Origin of the sequence: Akkermansia biwaensis, assembly GCF_026072915.1 — a bacterium.
GTDB lineage: Bacteria > Verrucomicrobiota > Verrucomicrobiia > Verrucomicrobiales > Akkermansiaceae > Akkermansia > Akkermansia biwaensis.
In genome coordinates this window covers 1,154,566-1,175,317 of sequence record NZ_AP025943.1, presented here as the reverse complement: position 1 = coordinate 1,175,317, position 20,752 = coordinate 1,154,566, and the positions used below count along the sequence as shown (strand labels likewise).

Below are 20,752 nucleotides of genomic sequence, written 5' to 3'. Positions count from 1 at the left end.
TCCATTCCATCGGAATAAGAAAAATCCCCGGCCGCAAATGCGGCGCGGGGATGGGAGATTGTTTTGTATCAATCTCGGCGGGAATGGGTTAGAAGAGACCGAATCCGTTGCCGTAGCGGGCGGATTCCCCCAGTTCCTCTTCAATGCGGAGAAGACGGTTGTATTTCGCCATGCGGTCGGAACGGCTCAGGGAGCCGGTTTTAATCTGCCCGGCGTTGGTGCCTACGGCAATGTCCGCGATCGTGGCGTCTTCCGTTTCTCCGGAACGGTGGGAAATGACGGCCGTATAGCGGCTGCCCATGGCCAGTTCCACGGCATCCAGCGTTTCCGTGAGGGAGCCGATCTGGTTGACTTTTACAAGAATGGAGTTGCCTACGCCCAGGCGGATGCCCTTGCGCAGGAATTCCACATTGGTGACAAAGAGGTCGTCCCCGACGAGCTGGGTGTTTTTGCCCAGCTTGTCCGTCAGGATTTTCCAGCCGTCCCAGTCGTTTTCCGCGCAGCCGTCTTCAATGGAGACGATGGGATATTTCTTTTTCAGTTCCACGTAGTAGTCCGTCAGTTCTTCCGCCGTGCGGCGGCTTCCGTCGGACTTTTTGAAGACGTACAGGCCGGATTCGGGATCGTAGAATTCGGAGGAGGCTACATCCAGGGCAATCGCAATGTCTTCCCCGAAGCGGTAACCTGCCTTTTCCACGGCCTGGGCGATGCAGTCCAGGGCGTCTTCAGCGGAATCAAGATTGGGGGCAAAACCGCCTTCATCCCCCACGGCGGTGGACAGTCCGCGACCGTGAAGAACGGATTTGAGCGCATGAAATACTTCCGCGCCGTAGCGCAGCGCTTCCCGGAAGGTGGGCGCTCCGGACGGAACGATCATGAACTCCTGGAAGTCGATGGGGGCGTCGGAGTGGGCGCCGCCGTTGATGATGTTCATCATCGGTACGGGGAGCACTTTTGCGTTGGGGCCGCCCAGGTACCGGTACAGGGGTTGCTGGAGCTGCTCGGCAGCGGCCTTGGCCAGGGCCAGGGAAACGCCCAGAATGGCGTTGGCGCCCAGTTTGGACTTGTTGAACGTGCCGTCCAGGGAGCGCATGAGCGCGTCCGCCGTGGTTTGTTCCGTCGCTTCCAGGCCGATGAGGGCGGGCGCGATGATGTTGCGGATGTTGTTTACGGCCTTGGTGACGCCCTTGCCCTGGTAGCGGGCCGGGTCTCCGTCGCGCAGCTCCCAGGCTTCATGTTCGCCCGTGGAGGCTCCGCTGGGGACGGCCGCAGTGCCTGTGGCTCCGCCTTCCAGGTACACGTCCGCCTCAATGGTGGGGTTGCCGCGTGAATCCAGGATTTCACGCCCTGTTATTTTTGCGATGCGCATTTCTTTCATAAAACCGGATGATGGTGCCTGTGGAAAAACAGGCGCATGAGTTAGTTTAAACTAATTTGCACGCCCTGTTTATTCCGAATGGACCGCTCTTGCAAGCTTTTTCCGGGGGAGGAAAGGAACGCTGTGGCGGCACCGGGGCTGCATTCCGCCGGATTCAGGCGCGGTAATGTTCTTTCAGCCAGGCTATTTCCTGGCCGTGCCCGGCATCGTCCCGGGGCGTTTCCAGAAAGAAGGGCAATTCCCGCAGGACCGGATGATTGATGAGGTTGATGAAGGCCTGTTCACCCAGCGAACCTTTGCCGATGGTTTCATGGCGGTCCTTGAAGGAGGCGAACGGCGTCATGCTGTCGTTCAGGTGGATGGCGCGCAGGCGTTCCAGGCCCAGCACGGAATCAAAGTGTTCCAGCACGCCGTCCAGGCGGTTGACAAGGTCGTAGCCCGCGGAATAGACGTGGCACGTGTCCAGGCAGACGCCCAGTTTTTCCTTCAGTTCCACCCGTTCGATGATGGCGGCCAGTTCCTCAAAGGTTTTTCCGATTTCACTGCCCTTTCCGGACATGGTTTCCAACAGCACGGTCGTGGTCTGTCCGGATGAGAGCACGTCATTCAGTTGCGCCGCCACCAGTTCAATGCCTTTTTCCACTCCCTGGCCTACATGGCTGCCCGGATGGAAGTTGTACAGGCTGCCCGGCAAATATTCCATCAGCGCCAGGTCCTCCTGAAGGACCTGGGCCGCAAAGCGGGTTACCTTGGGGTCTGCAGAACAGGGATTGAGCGTGTAGGGGGCGTGCGCCAGCAGAATGCCGAATCCGTTGTCCCCGGCGAGCTTCAGAAAGCGGGAGATATCCTGCTCGTCAATGGCTTTAGCCTTGCTGCCGCGCGGGTTGCGGGTAAAGAACTGGAAGGTGTTGGCGCCGATGGAGAGGGCTACCTTGCCCATGGCTTCGTACCCTTTTGCGGAGGAAAGATGGCATCCGACGTGTAACATGAAGGCGGTTCCGTAAGTTGCAGGAATGGTAGCATTCCGGCCTGAAGAAAAAAGACCAAAAGAGAGGCATCGTTTACCGGAAAGAATCGGAACCCGTTTCCACGTACATGATTGGACGAGATGACTTGCAAGAAAAGATTATTAAACAGATTGGTGCCGGCGCTGCTGGGAGTGTGCGTGCTGGCGGCCGGCATGGGAACCGCCGGGGCGAAGGAGAGGGTGGCACCGTTGCTTCCCGTTCCCTCCGCGGCACAGCTGGCCTGGCATGACATGGAGATGTACGCCTTCGTTCATTTCACGATCAATACGTTTACCGGGAAGGAATGGGGCTATGGAGACGAAAAACCGGAACTTTTCAACCCCTCCGATTTTGATGCGGACGACCTTGTCAGGACACTGGCGGATGCCGGATTCAAGGGGGTGGTGCTGACCTGCAAGCACCACGACGGGTTTTGCCTGTGGCCCACGAAGACCACCCGACACAGCGTGGCTTCCTCCCCGTGGAAAAACGGAAAGGGGGATGTTGTGAAAGACGTCTCGCGCGCGTGCAAAAAATACGGCCTCAAGTTCGGAGTTTACCTGTCTCCCTGGGACCGCAACGCCTCCTCCTACGGCACGCCGGAATATATCGGGATGTACCGCAGGCAGTTGAAGGAACTGGCGACAGGCTACGGCCCCCTTTTTCTCGCCTGGTTTGACGGAGCGAACGGCGGCGACGGTTATTACGGCGGTGCGCGGGAAAAGAGGTCTATTGACAGAAGCACTTATTATCGGTGGAAAACGACGTGGAGCGAGTTGAAGAAGCTCCAGCCGAACGCCGTCATTTTTTCCGATGTGGGGCCTGATGTCCGGTGGGTGGGGAATGAGAGCGGCTATGCGGGTTATCCGTGCTGGGCCACTTATACGCCCGTACCCTTGCAGGCCGGAACGGAACCTGCCCCCGGCACGGTCCGCTACCAGCTGGGCGTGGAAGGCACCGTGGACGGGAAGTACTGGATTCCCGCGGAAGTGGACGTTTCCATTCGTCCGGGCTGGTTCTGGCATGATCACGAGAATGCACGTGTACGGACGCCGGAGAATCTTCTGGAATTGTATTTCAACAGCGTAGGGAGAGGGGCGAACCTGAATTTGAATGTGCCGCCGGACCGGAGCGGGCGCATCCATGAAGAAGATAAAAAATCCTTGGCGGGATTTCGTGCGTTGCTGAACGAACTTTATTCCCGCAATTTTGCCGAAGGAGCGGAGGCGAGCGCTTCCTCCACCCTGAACGGGTACGGGGCGCGGCATGTGCTCGACCGGAAGCGCACCACATACTGGATCGCCTCCAAGGGAGACAGGAACCCCTCCCTCACCCTGAAATTGCCCGATTCCGCGACGTTTGACGTCATCCGCCTGGCGGAGCCCATCCAGCTTGGGCAGAGAGTGCGCAAGTTCCGTGTGGAAGTGTGCGAAAATGGGCGGTTCGTCCCATGGGCGGAGGGTTCCAGCATCGGGGCCAGGGTGATGCTGAAAGGGAGGCCCGTGACAACGGATGAAGTGCGCGTGGTGCTGGAAGGGTTCAAGGCCGTTCCGGCGCTTTGCGAGGTTTCGTTGTGGAAATACCCCGGTTTTCTGAATGCTCCCTCCGTCAGCTACGACCGCGACGGCCGGGTAACGCTGACGGCTGCGGCGGGAGCCGTTATCCGGTACACGATGGACGGAACGGAACCGGGACCGCAGTCACCCGTTTATGAAAAGCCGTTTGTCCTTTCCGGCGGTGGAACCGTGAAGGCGGCGAGCGAGGGGAATGGCAGGAAGTCTTCCGTCACGGCGCGGGTGGTTCCGGTACCTTCGCGGGACTGGAAAGTGATCGGCGGAGAGAGGGCTGCCTCCGCGCCGGAACTGGCTTTTGACGGTGATTCCGGTACCTTGTGGCACACGCATGCCCCGCAGGGAGAGATTGCTCCGCCCCAGGCGCTTGATATCGACATGGGCCGCGCGGTGAATGTGGCGGCCGTGCTGTACGCTCCGCGCGCGGATTCCGCCAAAGGTACGATTGACCAATACGCCGTTTATTTCAGTGAGGACGGCAGGGAATGGGGGGCTCCCGCGGCGGAGGGAGAGTTTTCCAATATCCGGGCCAATCCCGTCCTCCAGAGAATTGATTTGAAAACTCCCGTGAAAGCCCGCTACCTGCGTTTTGTAGGCAGGCGTGTGCTGGAAGGAAGTCATGTCGTCATTGCTGAACTGGGCGTTTTGGAAAAATAGCGTATTCCTGTTTTTGCGGAACCTGCCGTGACGGCACGGAGATAAGTGGCCGCGCTCCCGGCGTTTTCTTGACGGATGGGAAGAAGCGGGGCAAGATGGCACGCATGGAACAAGTCAGTCTCATGGAGTTGGGAAAACTGGCCGCGGAAGGCCAGACGGAAGCGGAAGTTTTTGCCCAGATTTCCCAGTGTGCGCAGAAATTGACCAAGAGCAACAAGCCGTACCTGGACGTAACTTTTGCCGATGCGGAAGGGACCATGGGATTGAAGGTGTGGGAAGACAAGCCCTGGTTCCGGGTGTTGGCCTCCCTGCCGCTCCGCAGTTTCGTAAGCCTGCGCGGCCAGTGGACCAAGGGTTCTTTCGGGATGGAGGCCGCCGATCTGGACGTGCGCCTGCTGGAGGAGACGGAGAAAGAAAGTTTTCTGGCCGGTTCCGGGACCTTGAAGAAGAAGCAGGAGGCGGATTTGAAGGAAATTTGCGTGTTGATCAAGAGCATGAACGATCCGCGCATCCGGTCCTTGTGCGTCGAATTCATGGAACAGTTCGCAGAACGGCTCCAGCGTGCCGCCGCCGCCAGAACGTACCACCACGCACGCCGCGGCGGTCTGGTGGAGCATGTGGCCGGCATGATGCGCACGGCTTCCGCCGTGTGCCAGGCAAATCCGGAGCTGAACCGCGACCTCCTGTTGGCCGGCTGCCTGTTCCACGACTGCGGAAAGCTGTGGGAGAACTGCTACCCGAAGGAGGATTTCACGATGCCGTATTCGGAAGCCGGCGAACTGCTGGGCCACATTCCTCTGGGAATTGAACTGGTCAACAATCTGTGGAAGCGCATCATGGCTCTGCCGGAAGCGGATTCCTGGAAAACACTGGACCCGCCCTCCCCGGACGTGCGCATGCACCTGCTGCACCTGATTGCCTCCCACCACGGGGAACTGGCGTTCGGCTCCCCGGTGTTCCCGAAGACGCCGGAGGCCGTGGCCCTTCATTATATCGACAATCTGGACGCCAAGCTGGAGATGTTCCGCGGCGCCTATGAAACGAGTGAGGCGCTGGCGCCCAAAGTGCTCCAGCGCAAGGCCCCCCTCCCTGCCAACGTCGTTCTCCCGCTGCCTTCCGTTCTTCCCCTGGTTCCGGATGGAGCGGACGCCATGCCGTAACCGTCCCCCCTCATGGAGAAGGAGCGGCACCTGCTGCGGCCTTGGCCGGAACGGATGATGACTTCCGCTCCGCTACTGGCTCCTGCGCTGGCCATGCTGTGCGCCTGTGCGGCCGTGGACGTTTCCCCGTGGTTCTGGGCGTGTTGCGCCTGCTGGGTTTTGCTGCCCTGCCTGTTCCGGATGCCCGTCATGAGCCTGCCGGCTCTCGCGTTGGCGGTTTGGGCCGGCGGCTGTCTGCTGGATTACGGGCGGCAATACGGGAATCTGGCTGTGGAAGAGGGCGGGAGATTTGCGGCGGAAGGTTCCGTTGATGCCGTTTCCGGGCGTTCCGTCCTGTTCAGGCCGCACGGGGCCAGGTGGCTTTACACGGTTTCCGCCCGTGAAGGAGGGCTTCCGCTGGAACCGGGAAAACGGTACCGGATTGAGGGAGAGATTTATTCCCTGAAACCTCCCTGCGGGCCCGGTCTGTTTGACCGGGAACGGTGGGGCTATCTGCACCGGGTAGCGGCCGGAGTCCGGCTGGAAAGATTTTCCGAGCTGGGGCCGGGAGACTGGCGCAGCCGATTTCTGGCGGCTTCCCTGCATCTCCGTGAAGAGGCGGCAGGCCTGCTGAAACAGGGCGCGCCGCCGGACGACGAGGCCCGGCAGGTCATGGTTTCCGCCGTGCTGGGCGACAAGACGGACGCCCGGCCGGAGACCATGGACAGCTTTATGAGGAGCGGCTGCATGCATGTATTCGCCGTCAGCGGCATGCATGTGGGTCTGGCCGCCATGCTGATTCTGGGCCTGCTGAGGCTGCTGCTCATCCGTCCCCCCGTGGCTCGGCTGGCCTGCATCCCTCTGCTGGCCCTGTATGTGTTTGTCACGGGAATGTCCGTTTCAGCCCTGCGCGCCCTGATTATGGCGGTGGTCTGGCTGCTGGCCTCCGTCCTGCGCAGGAAGGGGCATCCCGCCAACATTCTGGCTCTGGCGTTTATCGTGCTTTGCTTCGTGGACCCGCTTCAGGTTTTCCAGCCGGGGTTCCAGCTTTCTTTCTGCGTGTTTGCCGTGATTGTGTGCATCGTAGCGTACATGAACCGGGAAAAGCCCCTGTGGGCGCCGGACCCGTTCATTCCTCCCCGGATTTACAACGCACGGGAAAGGGGACAGGTATGGCTGGAAAAAGCGTGCCGCGGAACCCTGCTTGTGTCCGTGGGGGCATGGCTGATGTCCATCCCGCTGACGGCGTGGCATTTCGGCACCTGGAACCTGTATGCGCCCCTCACCAACATATGCTTGGCGTTGCTGGTTCCCTTCCTGATGGGTATTTCCCTGTTCGGGCTGATGTTTGCGTGGTGTCCCTGGGCATTGTCCGTCTGCAATGCCGCGGCGGCCTGGCTGGCCGGGTGCATGCTGGGCATTACCCAGCTTGCGGCCGATCTGCCGTGCAGCTATCTTCCCGCCCGGCTTCCTGCTGCGGAAAACGGAGCCCTGGTGATTCCCATGCAGAAAAACGCCTGGTCCGTCGTCATTTCCAATCCGGCCTTGGTGGTGGATGCCGGTACGGAGAATACAGTTCGCTACACTCTTCTTCCCATATTGAAATCCCTTCATATACGGCCTTCCGGCGTGGTGGCGGCCAGGAGCGGCAGGGCGGAACGGGCCGGGATGGAAGTCTTGCTGAAGGAGTATCCCGGCATGCGGAACTGGGGCCGCACGGGGGCGGAAGATTCTGCGGAGGAGTGGGTATTGAGCCCCGGCAACAGGGTGGAGACGGCGGACTTGCCGGAGCCGCTGCCTACGGGGCTGCATCAGGACCGGAATCCGGTGCTGGCGTGGACGTGCCGGGGACACCGCGTGCTGCTGGTCGGAAATGCCGGGTTTTCCTCCCTGGCACGGGCGGAGGAAACGGAAAAGGCGGATGTCCTGATTATCGGGCATCATCCGCGCGACCCGGTCAGCAGCGCTGCATGGATCAGGGAAACCGGAGCCCAGGCAGTCATTTTCACGACGGAATGGGGATGCCCCGTGCCGGAAGGCGTGGCCGTGTACCGGCTGCCGGAAACCGGAACCCTGTACCTGAAGACGGAAGAGAACGGCGTAACCGTTACTCCTTGGAAGGGCACGGAACGCCGTACAAGGTGAATCCGGTGCTTTCCTCAATCCGGATGGGCAGGATTTGTCCCGTCAGGCCGGGCTCCGCATCCACCATCACGGGCTTGTTCTGGGAGGTGCGGCCGGAGAGGCGCGCGGCGTTGGTCTTGGACGGCCCTTCCAGCAGGACTTCCTGAACCGTGCCGATGAGTTCACGGTTTTTCCGGACGGCGATTTCATTGACGACGGCCAGCAGGTCCTGGTTGCGCGCCTCCTTCACTTCTTCCGGAATCTGGTTCTCCATGGCGGCGGCAGGCGTGCCGCGGCGCGGGGAATAGCGGAAGATGAACGCGTTGTCGAACTGGACCTGTTCCACGGCCTGTCTGGTCAGCAGGTAGTCTTCCTCCGTTTCTCCCGGAAAACCCACGATGATGTCCGTGGTGATGGACAGGTCCGGACGGGCCTGCTTCATTTGCGCGCAAAGATCCAGGAAGGTTTCGTTCCTGTACGGTCTGCGCATCATTTTCAGGATGCGGTCGCTGCCGCTCTGCATCGGGAAATGGATATGGCTGCACAGCTTGGGAAGGTAGGTGAACGCCTGCACCAGGTCCTGCCGGAAGCCGATGGGATGAGGGGAAACGAAGCGGATGCGCCGCAGGCCCTCCACTTCATGGACGGCTTCCAGCAACTGGACGAAGCCGCCTTTTCCATCCACGCTGTCCATCTGGCGTCCGTATCGGTTGACGATCTGGCCCAGCAGGGTGACTTCCTTCACGCCGGAGTCCACCAGCATCGCCACTTCGTCCACGATGTCCCGGATGGGGCGGCTTCGCTCCGTTCCGCGCGTGTAGGGCACGATGCAGTAGGCGCATTTCATTTCACACCCCTGCATGATGGAAACGTAGGCCGTGGAGCGTGCGCCCGGGTCCAGGTGGTCGCGGATACGGTTCTGGGAGTCCTCCTCTTCCGCCACGTCACATACATGGCTGCCGGAGAAGGCGCTACGGAGGTTGTCCATACGGCGTTCCTGCCGCTGCCGGAGGATGCCGTCCACATGTTCGAACACGCGGTGGTATTTCTGGGTGCCAATCACCAGGTCCAAGCGGGGAAGCTCCTTGAACAATTCATCCTTCCGGCTCTGGGCCATGCAGCCCATCATGCCGTACACCACGTGGGGGCGGTGCCGCTGCTGCTTGGCGAGCAGCCCCATCTTGCCCAGGGCTTTCTGCTCCGCCTGTTCACGGATGGAGCAGGAGTTGAACAGGATCACGTCCGCCTCGTCCTCACGGTCCGTCATGGTGTACCCCTTCTGGACGAACATGCGGGCCACCTGTTCGGAGTCCCGTTCGTTCATCTGGCAGCCGTAGGTTTTGATGTAAAGCTTGGGCATGGAAAGGTCAGTTTTTCTTTTTCAGGGTGACCACGCATTCCAGATGCTTGGTCTGGGGGAACAGGTCAAAGGGCTGGACGGCAGTGACGGCGTAGCCGGCCTTGTCAAATTCCGCCAGGTCCCGTATCTGGGTGGCGGGGTTGCAGGAGACATACACGACCTTTCCAGGGCCGAAAGCGAACAGCTGGGTCAGGAATTCCATGCTGCACCCCTTCCGCGGCGGGTCGATCACCACGGCAGTTTTTTCCGCCGGAAAGTCCACCTGGGCGAAAATGGCTCCGGCGTCGGCCGCCAGGAATTCCGCGTGGCTGATTCCGTTGCTGCGGGCATTGCTGCGCGCCCAGTCTGCGGAAGTCTCGCTGACTTCCACGCCGAGCACTTTTTTGAATTTTTCCGCCAGGCTCAGGGCGAACAGGCCGGAACCGCAGTAGGCGTCCACCAGGAATTCCTCGCCGTCCATGCTGGCCTGCCGGGCCACGTAGTCCGTGAACAGGGGCAGGATGAACGGATTGTTCTGGAAGAAATCTCCGGCCAGGAAGTGGAATTCCAGAGTGCCCACCTTTTCACAGGCCACGGCGTTGTTATTGGTGATGACGCCGCCTTCCGACGCCCGGAGCAGAATCGTCGCTCCGCGCTTGAAGCGGGCCACCGCCTGATAGACGCTCTTGCGGGCCATCGGCAGGACCTCGTTGATGCATTCCATCGCAATCGGACATTGCGGCACGTCCACTACTTCCCTTCTGGAGCCGGCTTTCAGAAAGCCGATGGCGGGTTTGCCGCCTTCTTTGGGCTTGTCGAAATGGGGCGTAATCTTGGAACGGTAATGGTATTCCCGCGGGGAGGCGATGGCCGGGTTTACGGGGAGTTCCAGCCCCGCCTGCAGACGGAGGAGGTCCGCCACCTGGCGCGTTTTCCAGAAAAGCTGGCGGCCGTAGGAGAAGTGCTGGTACTGGCAGCCGCCGCAGGTGCCGAACAGGCGGCACACCGGCTCCACGCGGTCCGGACTGGGCCGGAGCACTTCCACCAGGTCTGCGGAGGAATAATTCCTGTCGTTGCGCCAGACGCGGGCTTTTACCCGGTCCCCCGGCAGGGCAAACGGGACAAACACCACCCAGCCGTCTACGCGGCCGATGCCGTCGCCCGCGTTGGACAGGGCGTCAATGTCCAGTTCAAGCTCCTGGTGGTAGGAGAAGGGTTCGGGATGGAAGCCTTTGGGAATGGTGGCGGTCATGGTTCAGGGGGGTGGATTACGGGGTGGCGGGGGTAATCAGCTTGCCGTCCAGGTCGTACAGCAGGGTATCCGGCAGTTTGGGCGTGCGCAGTCCCGGGCGGAAATCGCCGGGGAGCACGGCCGGTCCGGAGATATCGCTTTCATCCTCTTTTTCCGGAAGAAGGCTGGTGGTGAGGGGAACAGGGGACGGCGGGGCAGGGCGGGCGGCTGCGGCCGTCTGTTCCGGCTGCATGACCGGGGCGGCGGCAGGTTCCTGAACGGCCGTTTCCTTGTTGGAGGCGCAGGAAGCGGCACAGACCAGCCCGGCAATCAGACAGGAGCGGATCAGGAGTCTTTTCATGGCGCGGATTCTTACAGCTTCATTCCCGCTTGGCAATCGAATTTCCGTTTCATTCCCTTTCTTCAGCGCGTGAAAGAAGGCCGTGCATGGAAAAACCTTCCGCAAGGGGGGATTTTTATATCCGGTCGCTCGTTTTTACCCGGGGATGGCGGAAATGGGGAATGCGGCGCGCCTGCCGGCGTTGCTGATGAATGCGCCGGAGCAGGATGAACGCCAGAAAGGCGGAGGCCAGCAGAAGCAGGGTAATGCTCCACCAGTCCCAGGTTACGGGAGCGTCGGGAACACCCACGCGTCCGATCATGGGGAGTTTCAAGGCAGGCCGCAGGATGTCGACTCCGGCGTTCAGCCCCATCAGGCTGATTTCCACGCCTTCCGCCAGTCCCAGACTGGCTCCGGCTATTCCCCAGAAGTTGATGCGCACTCCCTTGCCGGTCTCCGTGAGGTCCACGATTCCGCCGGCGGGATAGTCCTTCCCCACGGCGTGGGGGGGCAGTTCGACCGTCAGTTCGGGAATTTCCCGCATCAGGGCCGCAATGAAGGTATTGCTGTTGGGGCCGGGGATGATCCGGTAGGTGCCCGCATAAGGGTATTCCAGTGCCGCCCGGCGGATGGCGGGAATGGCTTTTTCCGCGGCTTTCCCGCGCAGTTCCTGAATCAGTGCGGGTTCGGCCCCGAACCATTTCCGGTCCGGAATGTCTGTGGCGATGGAGACGCTCGTTCCCGTGGAGGGGAGGCGGTAGCCCAGAACCTGGTAAACGGTGTAGGCATCGGCATTTCTCTCCTTGACGGCCATCCATGAATGAACGGCAAAATACTTGCGCCAGCCGAAAGTGCGCGCGGCATAGACCTGGACGACGGCTTCCGGCTCTTCCGAAGGCAGCGGAGCCAGGCGGCTGCTGCTGCGGTCCGCCGTTTTCCAGTCGTCTTCGGGATGAAAGTAGATGAGGGCTCCGCATGCCAGCAAAAACAGCATGAACAGCCAGAAGAGCACGCGCCATTTGCTCCAGGGCTTGGGGTGATGGGAATATGGGTTGGAATGGCGCATGGCGGCCTCGTGTATACCTTGGATGAAATGGAATGGCAATGACAATGCAAAGGGCCTTGACGCCGAGTCTTCATTCCGTGGGAATCCCGTTTTTCAAAAAATCCTTTCCGCGGATTTTGTCTTTCACCAGACGGGTCCCGGATTGGTCTTCAAAGGATAATCGGGAAGATTCCAGACGCAGGGGAGGGCCGTTAACGGAAAACCAGGCGGTACCACCAGCCCGGACTGCCGGAATAATAGGGATGCCAGCGGTGGCCGGGATGATACATGGTGCCTTTCCAGCCGTCCTGGACGCAGGCGTGTTCCGCGAGGATCAGTTTCCGGAGTTCCCTGGCCGTCCAACCGTCCGGGGCAGGGAGGTTTTTGAGATGAAGGCGCATGGGTTCCGGCGCGGAAAAGTAATAGGGCAGGTTGAATCGGGGGGCCAGCCCCAGCAGAAGGAGAATCCATATCCACAGGCGGAGGGAGGGATGGAGGGCATAAGTGCGCGCCAGAAAGGCCAGCAGGCAGCCCATGACCGGAACGCTGCCTTTGCAGAGCAGGTCGTTGACGTCTCCGTTGACGTACAGGAAAGGAAGAAGCAGTCCGGTTGCCAGCGTGCAGAGGAAGAGGGGATTCCGCCGGAAGTCGCGCCAGCAGAACAGCGCGTATGTGAGAAAGGAGGTGCCGATGAGCAGGAAATCTCCCCACCCGGTATAGAAAGGCCGCAGGCCCATCCGGGAGGACGGGGCGTTCACATGGCCGTAGTAGATCAGGAAGCAGATTCCCGGAATGGCGGCGGCAAGGACGGCAGGCACGCTCCAAACTGCCTGGCCGCTGCGTCCGGCCTTCCATTCCCTGATGCCCTCGCAGACTATCAGCGGCAGGCCGCCAACGGCTGCCAGGGGCGAATAAAAGGCCATGCAGGAGAACAGAGGCAGCAGCCAGCCGGGCAGCATTCGGCCTGCCGCAAGCCAGGTGAAGAAAAGAATGACGGGGATGGACGCGTTGGCGCTGCACATGATTTGTTCCGCGATTCCGAAGTAATGGAGCCGGAACAGGTCCAGCGAGAGCCAGCATTGCAGGTTCAGCAGGGAGCCGAACATGATCAGCAGAAGGGCGAAGACGGCGGAGCGGCGTCCGGAAAAGACGCAGATCCAGCACCAGGCCAGAAAGAATCCCCAGGCTCCCCACAGGGGAAGCAGGATGCGGGCGGCGTCCAGTCCGGCCAGTTTGCCCGCCAGAGCGGGGATGATCCAGAAACCGATGTTGTATATCAGTACGTCTCCGTCGGGAAAGACGACGGGCCACGGGGAGGAAACGAGTTCCTGAAGGCAGGCGTTCCTGACGATGTGGTCCGGGTGCTGGTTGACCCAGCCTCCCCATCCGGAGAAGATCATCACGACGATGAAGGCCGCCAGTACGCACAGGGATTGCCGCGTGAAAAGGGGGAAAGGCGCTTGTTCCGGCATGCCGTCCCGGTCTGGAGCGGAGGACCGCGCCCCTTTTATGATCCCCCACACGAGCAGCGCCGCCGCAGGGAGGGAGATGTACCAGTGCATCCATCCGGCCATGAACGCCAGCACGGGCAGCAGCAGCCACGCGCAGGTGTGCCGTTCCAGCAGAACCGTGTTGAAGGTTCCGTCCGGGCCGGAATGATCTATGGAAGATGGGGGCATGTCCTGACGGACCTTAATGGCGGAGGCGCGGAGAGGCAAGGGAGAAACTTGCGGCTTTTCCCCTGCCGCGAATGGGACGGTCCGGGTGGCAGGAATGGGGGGCCGCCGTCTTCGCTTTACCCGAAGAAGGCGACATTTCATGCTGGCGGCCTTATGAACAAGACAGAATTCATTCAGGAATTGCGGCAGGAACTGGGAGGCGAAACCACTTCCCGGGAGGCGGAACAGGTGCTTGACGCCGTGCTGAACACGATTGCGCGGTCCGTGCAGCGGAAGTCGCAGGTTAAATTCCGCGGCTTCGGCACTTTCGGCATCAAGCGGCGCCAGGCCCGCGTGGTCCGGCATCCGGGCCATGGCGGCAAATTGTTCGTGCATGAATCAAGCACCATGAAATTCCGGCCTTCCGGCCGTTTATGGAAAAAGTAGGCAAAACCGCCGGGCCGCCCTCCCCATTTTGCCATTGACTTCCCGTTCCGGCGCAGAGTTAATGAGGATGACAGGGGCGGCCCGGATGGCCGGTCCGGAATAGAACCATCCATCTTTTTTGCGACCATGACGCCGGATTCCGTGCATTTGCTGACCCGTTCCTCCCAGATGAGCCTGTTCCGCGATGGAAAGGGAAGGGTGCGCCGCGCCTATTACGGCGCGCGCCTGCATGAGCCGGAAGACGCCTTTTCAGATTCCGCCTCCGCCCCTCTCCTGTGTACGACGCTGGCGGACTCCCTGGACGGCCTGCCGAATGCGTCCGGGGAGTACGATCTCTGCATTACCCAGGCGGACGGTTCCCTCTCCCTGTGCCTGGAATGCGAGCGGCAGGAGGTTGTACGGCTGGACGAGGACCGGGAGGAAGCCGTCTTTTATCTGAAGGATCCGGCCTATCCGGTGAGAGTGGAGGTGCATGTGCGCGCCCACAGCGAATCCGGCGTGTTCATGCAGTGGACGGTCATCCGCAATGAAGGGGAGGAAGGCATCCGGATTCACCGGGCGGCTTCCGGCCATCTGAATTTGAAGGCGGAACGGTATTTTGTGACCAGTTTTCGCGGTACCTGGGGCGGAGAATCGCTAATGAGCGAGGAAGAGGTGGCGCGGGGCCATGAACTGGTGCTGGCTTCCGGTACCGGGACCCGCGCCGCGCAGGAGGGGAGCCCCGGCTTCATCATTTCCCTGGACGGTCCGGCCCCCGAGGATTCCGGGGAAGTGATCATGGGCGCGGTGGCGTGGCCCGGCAATTACCGGATATGGTTCCGGCACAGCCCGTACCATTATTTGTATGCGGGTGCGGGAATGGATGTGGCTCCCGCTCCGTATGTACTGGATGCCGGCGGCGTATTGGAGACGCCTCCCGTCATCCTGGCCTGGAGCGGAGAGGGCAAGGGAGAGGCTTCCCGCAGCATGCACCGCTGGGCGCGCCGCTACGGCCTGCGCGGCGGTGATGAGGAGCGGATGACGCTGCTGAATTCCTGGGAAGGCGTGTATTTCACATTTACCGAGGATGTGCTGCACGGCATGATGAAGCGTGCGGCGGACCTGGGGATAGAGCTTTTCGTGCTGGATGACGGATGGTTCGGCAACCGGTTCCCGCGCAATGACGCCCGTGCCGGGCTGGGGGACTGGCAGGAGAACCGGGCCAAGCTTCCCCACGGGATTGACGGATTGGCGGAAAAGGCGGAGGAACTGGGAATCCGCTTCGGCATCTGGGTGGAGCCGGAAATGGTAAATCCGCAATCGGAATTGTTCCTGAGCCATCCGGACTGGGTGATCGGGCTGCCTGGTCGGGAAAACAGGCTGGAACGTAGCCAGTACCTGCTGGATCTGAGCAATCCGGAAGTACGCGGCTACATTCTGGGCGTGATGCGTGAATTGCTGGGAAAACATCCGGGCATCGCCTACGTCAAATGGGACTGCAACCGCAAAATTTCCGATCCCGGTTCCGCATGGCTGGATGCGCGCCACCAGGGTAATCTGGCCATTGATTACGTGCGCGGCTATGAATCCGTTCTGGACGCGCTGGCGGAGGAATTTTCTCAAGTGGTGTTCCAGGCCTGCTCCTCCGGGGGCGGTCGCGCCGATTACGGCACCATGCGGCGGCATCATGAGTTCTGGACGTCCGACAATACGGATGCCTGTGAACGCGTGTTCATGCAGTGGAGCATCGGGCACCTGTTCCCGGCCATTTCCATGGGCGCCCACGTGACGGCTTCTCCCAACCATCAGACGGGCCGCGCCGTTCCGCTGAAATTCCGTTTTGACGCGGCCATGGCGGCCCGTCTGGGCTTCGAGCTCCAGCCCTGCGATATGACGGAGGAGGATGCGGCTTTTTCCAGACGTGCGCTTGCCGAATACAAGCGCATCCGTCCCGTGGTCCAGTTCGGTGACCTGTATCGGCTGTCCTCCCCGTATGAAAGCCGGATGGCTTCCCTGATGTACGTGCGGGAGGACCGCGCCGTCGTGTTTGCGTGGCTCATGGACAAGTGGCTTGCGGACGCTCCGCCACCCCTGCGGCTGAAGGGCCTGAAGCCCGGGACCAGGTACTTGCTGCGGGAATTAAACATGGATGGCAATGGCTCCCTGACGCATGTTCATGAACAGGTCCTGGGCGGAGATTTCCTGATGAATGCGGGCATCCGTATCAACTGGAAAAAGACGTTTCAGTCCGTCTGCCTGGAATGCATAGAGGGTATCATCTATCTTAACGAATAACGGGAGGGAATACTGTGGAAAACTAATTAGCCATCATCCATGATGAGTTGTCTTGAATTCGATGATACTAGGAATGATAAACGGTGTATAGTTAACCTTCTTTCCAAATATATAAAAATATCATAGCAAGAAGGAAATGAAAGCGGAAACCAAAATCATGTATCAGCGCCTCGAAGCGCTCCAACTAGCCGAAGAGCTCGGCAACGTCAGCCGCGTCTGCCGGGAGGGGGGGGAATCTCACCCACTCAGTTCTATGAATACCGTAAACGGTTCAGAGAACAAGGCTTTGAAGGATTGAGAGACCTGCCACCCATTCATAAAACACACCCTCAAACCACACCGCCCGAAGTAGAACAGCGCATCCTGGAACTGGTTGCCCAACACCCGCAAAAAGGATGCGGCCACATTGAGCAGCTCTTGAAACTGGAAGGCAAAAACTGCTCCAAGCCTACTATTCAAAAAATCATGGAGCGCCATGGATTGGGGAGCCGTTACCAACGGCTTCTCAAGCTGGAAAAAGAGCACCTTACCCAAGGCAAACAACTCAGCCAAGAGCAGATTAAATCCATTGAAAAAGCCAACCCCTGCTTCAAGGAAAGGCATGTGGAAAGTAAGGCTCCCGGCTACCTTCTCTCTCAGGACACCCTTTATGCGGGCAAACTCAAGGAAGTAGGGAAAGTTTACATGCAGACGGTTGTAGACACCTATGGTTCCTTTGCCTTTGGCTACCTGCACACGGGCAAACTGCCCGACCATGCAGCTCTTATCCTTCATAATGACGTAGTGCCCTTCTATCAGAAGCACGGATTGAAGATAGAAGCCATCCTGACGGACAATGGGAGGGAATACTGCGGCAGACTCACCCATCACCATTACGAAATCTATCTGGAGCTAAATGGAATTGAGCATCGTAAAACCCGCATCGCCACGCCTCAAACTAATGGCTTTGCGGAACGCTTCAACAGAACAGTCAAGGAAGAGTTCTTCGACATAGCCTTGAGACAGAAACTCTATACTAGCGTGGAAGAACTCCAGAAAGATCTCAACGAATGGCTCAAGCACTACAACTACGAGCGTCCACATCAGGGATACCGTAACATGGGAAGACGTCCGATAGAGACGATCGAAGCCTTCAAAAAATCACAACAATCTATACTTGAAGAAGGTTAACTATACAATAGTACACCGCCTATTTGACAGACGGTGCACACGTTCCAACACTGGGTTATTGATTATTGTTTTTTCTTTTGATCAGGGAGCAGGTTGTCATCCAATCTGGATGATGCCTTTTTTGATCAGCTTTTCCGTTTCCCGTTTTATTTCCTTTTGATGTTTTTTCATGTATGCCTGATACGCTTCTTCTATATCAAAACGGATTGTCATAACTCGCTCGCCTTGTTCATTTTCTAAGTAAAAAAATGAATACCGATGGCCGTCCATAATATCATTCTCTTCGCCCTTTCCTTTTATGCGATAGTCGGGATAATGTTTTTCCACATATTCTCGTTGTTTTTCTTTAAGCTTGTCCAAATCTTTCTCATTGAAAATAATAGGATTTGTAATGGTTGGTATATCCTTATTTTCTTCCTGGATTTTAGAGGAAGCCTCTTGTTGTTGCATGTCTGGTTGATTGGCTTTTTCTTCTTGTGCCACAACCGAGCTGACTAACCCCAGCATACAAGAGGCCAAGATAGTAGTAATATTTGATATAGATTTCATAGTTTTATCTCTGTTATTGATTATTGATGATTTTTACAATCTTTTTCCAATTCTTTATCTAATTGTCTTTCAATTTGCTTTTTTCCTTCCACTACAGCACCGGGAAGATCTTTGGGCTGGAAGTAGTCCACTCCGTTTCGCGTTACCCTAGTCTTATGACCGAGCCGCCACACTCCAACCTGTTTTTGATGAATAAATCGATAAAGATAAAAGATATGTACATTCCGGAGTGCCTTATCAGTTCTCATCGCTTCAGATAATTTGAGTATTCCGCCAGCCTTATCAATCGCGAGTTTAATTGTGTGTTGTAACACTTTTGCAGCAATTCCATCTAATGATTTCCCCACGAGTTCCAATTTTGCAGAGGAAGCACCGTTAGGGGTCATGTAAGTAAAATATTTTACCTCATAGTCACAAATTTTTGCCTGTGCAGGCGAGAAGCTGAACAAGCAAACGACTGCTACTATAATAGGCAGTATTGCTATCACTGATTTCTTTCTCATGTCAATTTCTTTTTGGTGTTGGAGTCCATTCCGACGTCGTTTTTCGTCAGATTGGAAATTTTTCTGATAAACTCTTTTCCCTCTTGGCTTAACTTTCCGTCATTCCAGATGTTCAACAATTTTTGGTAGGCTTCTATGTAGCGTTCCCTCGTCTTGTCCCTCCCCTCCAGTGCAACAATCGCATTCTGCAACATCCTGGCGGAGTACTTTTTCATTTTGGGAGTCCATTTGGCGTGTCCCCCTTTTTGAGTCCAGATGGACAGATGGTTTCCTGTGAATCCTGCTTTATATTCGGTGATGCTTTTGATTTCAGGGCAATCGGCAACAAGCCTGTTCCAAACTAGGCGGTTGAAGAGTTCTTCTGCGTGAGGTGTGCAATCGGGACCGAGCACGCATGAGTAAAGTTCGTATGGATCAACCCTGTTTTCCCGGATGTTTAGCACTTTACTCGCCACATGCCAAATAAGGTTGTGTTCATTGGGCATAGCTTGAGTTAACTCTTTAAGGCAGGTGAGTTTCTTTTGATCATCTGCGTTTTTACTCTTAATCTTCAAATAATGGAGCCATGCCGGATAATTAAAAGGATTGGCTTTACATGCCTCTTGCAATAACAACTCTATATGTGCTGATTTTTGCGTGCATAGGGAGAGGTAGTACATCAGAGTCGATTTTTCCGCATTGGGATGGTGAATAAAGGCATCATAAGTGGGAACAAATTGGATGGAGCCTTTCCATGGAATCTGGGCTCCCCCGTTGGCCCAGTTCCAGCCGCCGATATTATTGCCGATTTGCCAGTGTCCATTGGGATGCTTCCAAACGAAGGCGCAGTGACCGGGTTGGCCTATTGGATAGGCTGGGACACCTTTGGACCGTAAAAATCCTGCAGCTCCTTTAGATACGGCGCCGCATACCCCTCCATATTCCGTATAGAGTTTCAGGGTGATGGGTTTGTTATCATAAAAAGCTCCTCCGGCATGTACGCTGATGCCCTTATGATTTTTCAAGCGGTAAGGGATAAATCTGGTGAATTTATCTCCTGCCTGTGCAGATTTGATTTTTTTTCCTTCAATGAACTGTTGTGCCCATGTTAGATCTTCAATACTTTCTCTGCCCTGAAGTACAATAGCCCACTCCCAAGGCTGAAGAGTATCTGCATGAGGGTAGCATCTGCCGTGATGATGGGAATCCTGGTAAAAGTTAAACTTGGCAATGCATTCCTCAATAGTGAAAGTATTGGCAGCTAGTCCGGCTCCCAGTGCCATGCTGATTTCGACAGGGGTGAGTTTTTTATCTTTTACTTTCCAAATTTGATAAAATACGCTGAGAACGTTTCGATTGGCATAGCCGGAATGGGCAAGCATCTTGAAAATTTCAGGATGCCGGGAAAGCCATGCCGTGAACTCTTTATCACGCAGTTCACTTTGAGTATATGGTTTTTCACTCCCGGCATTATTAAAAAATTGGCTTAAATAGCATAGCTGTGCCACTTGGGAGGATTGGACCATTTCATGTATTTTCTCAATGGTCAGGGGGCCGAAATCAAGCCGGCTGCGCAAGATATTTCGAGTCTCGTCGGAGATGGCAGAAGAGCGTCCGACTGCAAGTAGGTTCTGAATGTTGTATTCAGAAGGATTGGCACGGACAGAGGTAAAACCTGCCAATGCAACCATACAAAAGATAGCGCTCCGTAAAATGAGATTCATAGGTGAGACAAATTAAATGGGGTAGAGGGGAAGATTTGTCTTCTTGAAAGAGGCAATCTAACATTTTTTTGCTTTGCGTCAACAAAAAATCCAATATTTCCTATGAACGATGATTCGAGGATTTACATAAATATTTATTTTAGAATGATATATGGCTTAATTTTTTTGTGAGAACTGGATTGATGTTCGCTTCCTTTGAAAGAAAAAAGATTCTTTCTATTTATTTCGTGAATTTGTTAGACGTATTTATGAAGAGTCATAATGTTATAACAATAAAAAGGTATCTCAATTTTACCTCCGTAGTGATTGATGATGGTGATTTCCAAATCGTGCTGCATTTGGGGCTCGTTGTTCAAATCAGTTCATAAGTTTTATGAACAAAAGCATGGGATGGTTTTTCAATTCTGAAATTTAGAAATAAGTTCCCATTTTTTAGCGCATCCAATAACGTTTTTAAAAAACGTTGGAGGAATTAGTGTATTCTTGCGAATGTATAAAATTATTTTCCCGTAGCGATTCGGAGAGAAAAATTCTCAAGCAAAGTTCCTTTCAAATATCACTTGTATATTGTGCACATGAAGTTGAGCGAATTCCGTCTTTGCCTTCTTCATCTTTAT

At 56.8% G+C, this 20,752-nt stretch carries 15 protein-coding genes and 1 pseudogene; 6 read left to right on the top strand and 10 right to left on the bottom strand.

Features of this window, described 5'->3' with window-relative positions; genetic code table 11:
* Positions 1 to 88: 88 nt before the first annotated feature.
* Positions 89 to 1,378 (bottom strand): phosphopyruvate hydratase, encoded by a 1,290-nt coding sequence (eno, locus tag OQH67_RS04810; protein ID WP_215435494.1) that lies wholly within the window; start codon positions 1,376 to 1,378, stop codon positions 89 to 91.
* A gap of 154 nt (positions 1,379 to 1,532) precedes the next feature.
* Positions 1,533 to 2,366, bottom strand: a complete 834-nt coding sequence (locus OQH67_RS04805; protein WP_215435493.1) for a deoxyribonuclease IV — start codon at positions 2,364 to 2,366, stop codon at positions 1,533 to 1,535.
* A gap of 153 nt (positions 2,367 to 2,519) precedes the next feature.
* Here OQH67_RS04805 and OQH67_RS04800 point away from each other — a divergent pair, with 153 nt between their 5' ends.
* From OQH67_RS04800 to OQH67_RS04790, 3 genes are all read left to right on the top strand, one after another.
* Positions 2,520 to 4,613 carry an alpha-L-fucosidase gene (locus OQH67_RS04800; protein WP_215435492.1) on the top strand — a complete coding sequence of 698 codons (2,094 nt, stop codon included), beginning with the start codon at positions 2,520 to 2,522 and terminating at the stop codon, positions 4,611 to 4,613.
* A gap of 104 nt (positions 4,614 to 4,717) precedes the next feature.
* The gene (locus tag OQH67_RS04795; RefSeq protein WP_215435491.1) at positions 4,718 to 5,773 is read left to right on the top strand and encodes a 3'-5' exoribonuclease YhaM family protein; all 1,056 of its coding nucleotides are present in this window, start codon (positions 4,718 to 4,720) and stop codon (positions 5,771 to 5,773) included.
* A 12-nt stretch (positions 5,774 to 5,785) separates the two neighbouring features.
* Entirely contained in the window at positions 5,786 to 7,897 is a 2,112-nt protein-coding gene (locus tag OQH67_RS04790) for a ComEC/Rec2 family competence protein (RefSeq protein WP_215435490.1), read from the top strand.
* Here the strand turns inward: OQH67_RS04790 and miaB are convergent.
* The 5 genes from miaB to OQH67_RS04765 form a co-directional block, all read right to left on the bottom strand.
* The gene (gene miaB / locus OQH67_RS04785) at positions 7,860 to 9,236 is read right to left on the bottom strand and encodes a tRNA (N6-isopentenyl adenosine(37)-C2)-methylthiotransferase MiaB (protein ID WP_215435489.1); all 1,377 of its coding nucleotides are present in this window, start codon (positions 9,234 to 9,236) and stop codon (positions 7,860 to 7,862) included. The genes OQH67_RS04790 and miaB overlap by 38 nt on opposite strands.
* Before the next feature lie 7 nt (positions 9,237 to 9,243).
* Entirely contained in the window at positions 9,244 to 10,467 is a 1,224-nt protein-coding gene (locus OQH67_RS04780; RefSeq protein WP_215435488.1) for a class I SAM-dependent RNA methyltransferase, read from the bottom strand.
* Positions 10,468 to 10,483: 16 nt separating this feature from the next.
* The gene (locus tag OQH67_RS04775) at positions 10,484 to 10,807 is read right to left on the bottom strand and encodes a hypothetical protein (RefSeq protein ID WP_215435487.1); all 324 of its coding nucleotides are present in this window, start codon (positions 10,805 to 10,807) and stop codon (positions 10,484 to 10,486) included.
* A 115-nt stretch (positions 10,808 to 10,922) separates the two neighbouring features.
* Complete coding sequence (locus OQH67_RS04770; protein ID WP_215435486.1) at positions 10,923 to 11,852, bottom strand: DUF3750 domain-containing protein; 930 nt, start codon at positions 11,850 to 11,852, stop codon at positions 10,923 to 10,925.
* Between the two features lie 191 nt (positions 11,853 to 12,043).
* On the bottom strand, positions 12,044 to 13,510 hold the full coding sequence (locus OQH67_RS04765; RefSeq protein WP_215435485.1) for a hypothetical protein: 1,467 nt from the start codon (positions 13,508 to 13,510) through the stop codon (positions 12,044 to 12,046).
* A 153-nt stretch (positions 13,511 to 13,663) separates the two neighbouring features.
* Between OQH67_RS04765 and OQH67_RS04760 the strand changes: the two genes are divergently transcribed.
* The 3 genes and pseudogenes from OQH67_RS04760 to OQH67_RS04750 all read left to right on the top strand — a co-directional run bounded on the left by OQH67_RS04760 (position 13,664) and on the right by OQH67_RS04750 (position 17,380).
* Positions 13,664 to 13,936, top strand: a complete 273-nt coding sequence (locus OQH67_RS04760) for an HU family DNA-binding protein (protein WP_215435484.1) — start codon at positions 13,664 to 13,666, stop codon at positions 13,934 to 13,936.
* A 126-nt stretch (positions 13,937 to 14,062) separates the two neighbouring features.
* A complete protein-coding gene (locus tag OQH67_RS04755) occupies positions 14,063 to 16,210 on the top strand; it encodes an alpha-galactosidase (protein WP_215435483.1) in 2,148 nt (715 codons plus the stop codon).
* Between the two features lie 136 nt (positions 16,211 to 16,346).
* Positions 16,347 to 17,380, top strand: a pseudogene (locus OQH67_RS04750) (IS481 family transposase).
* Positions 17,381 to 17,476: 96 nt separating this feature from the next.
* On the opposite strand, the gene OQH67_RS04745 reads toward OQH67_RS04750, so the two are convergent.
* From OQH67_RS04745 to OQH67_RS04735, 3 genes are read right to left on the bottom strand one after another with little or no spacing between them, the layout of a single operon-like run.
* Positions 17,477 to 17,929 carry a hypothetical protein gene (locus OQH67_RS04745; protein WP_215435482.1) on the bottom strand — a complete coding sequence of 151 codons (453 nt, stop codon included), beginning with the start codon at positions 17,927 to 17,929 and terminating at the stop codon, positions 17,477 to 17,479.
* Between the two features lie 20 nt (positions 17,930 to 17,949).
* Complete coding sequence (locus OQH67_RS04740) at positions 17,950 to 18,432, bottom strand: hypothetical protein (RefSeq protein ID WP_215435481.1); 483 nt, start codon at positions 18,430 to 18,432, stop codon at positions 17,950 to 17,952.
* Entirely contained in the window at positions 18,429 to 20,135 is a 1,707-nt protein-coding gene (locus OQH67_RS04735) for a hypothetical protein (RefSeq protein WP_215435480.1), read from the bottom strand. Before OQH67_RS04735 ends, OQH67_RS04740 begins: the two co-directional genes overlap by 4 nt.
* Between the last annotated feature and the right edge of the window lie 617 nt (positions 20,136 to 20,752).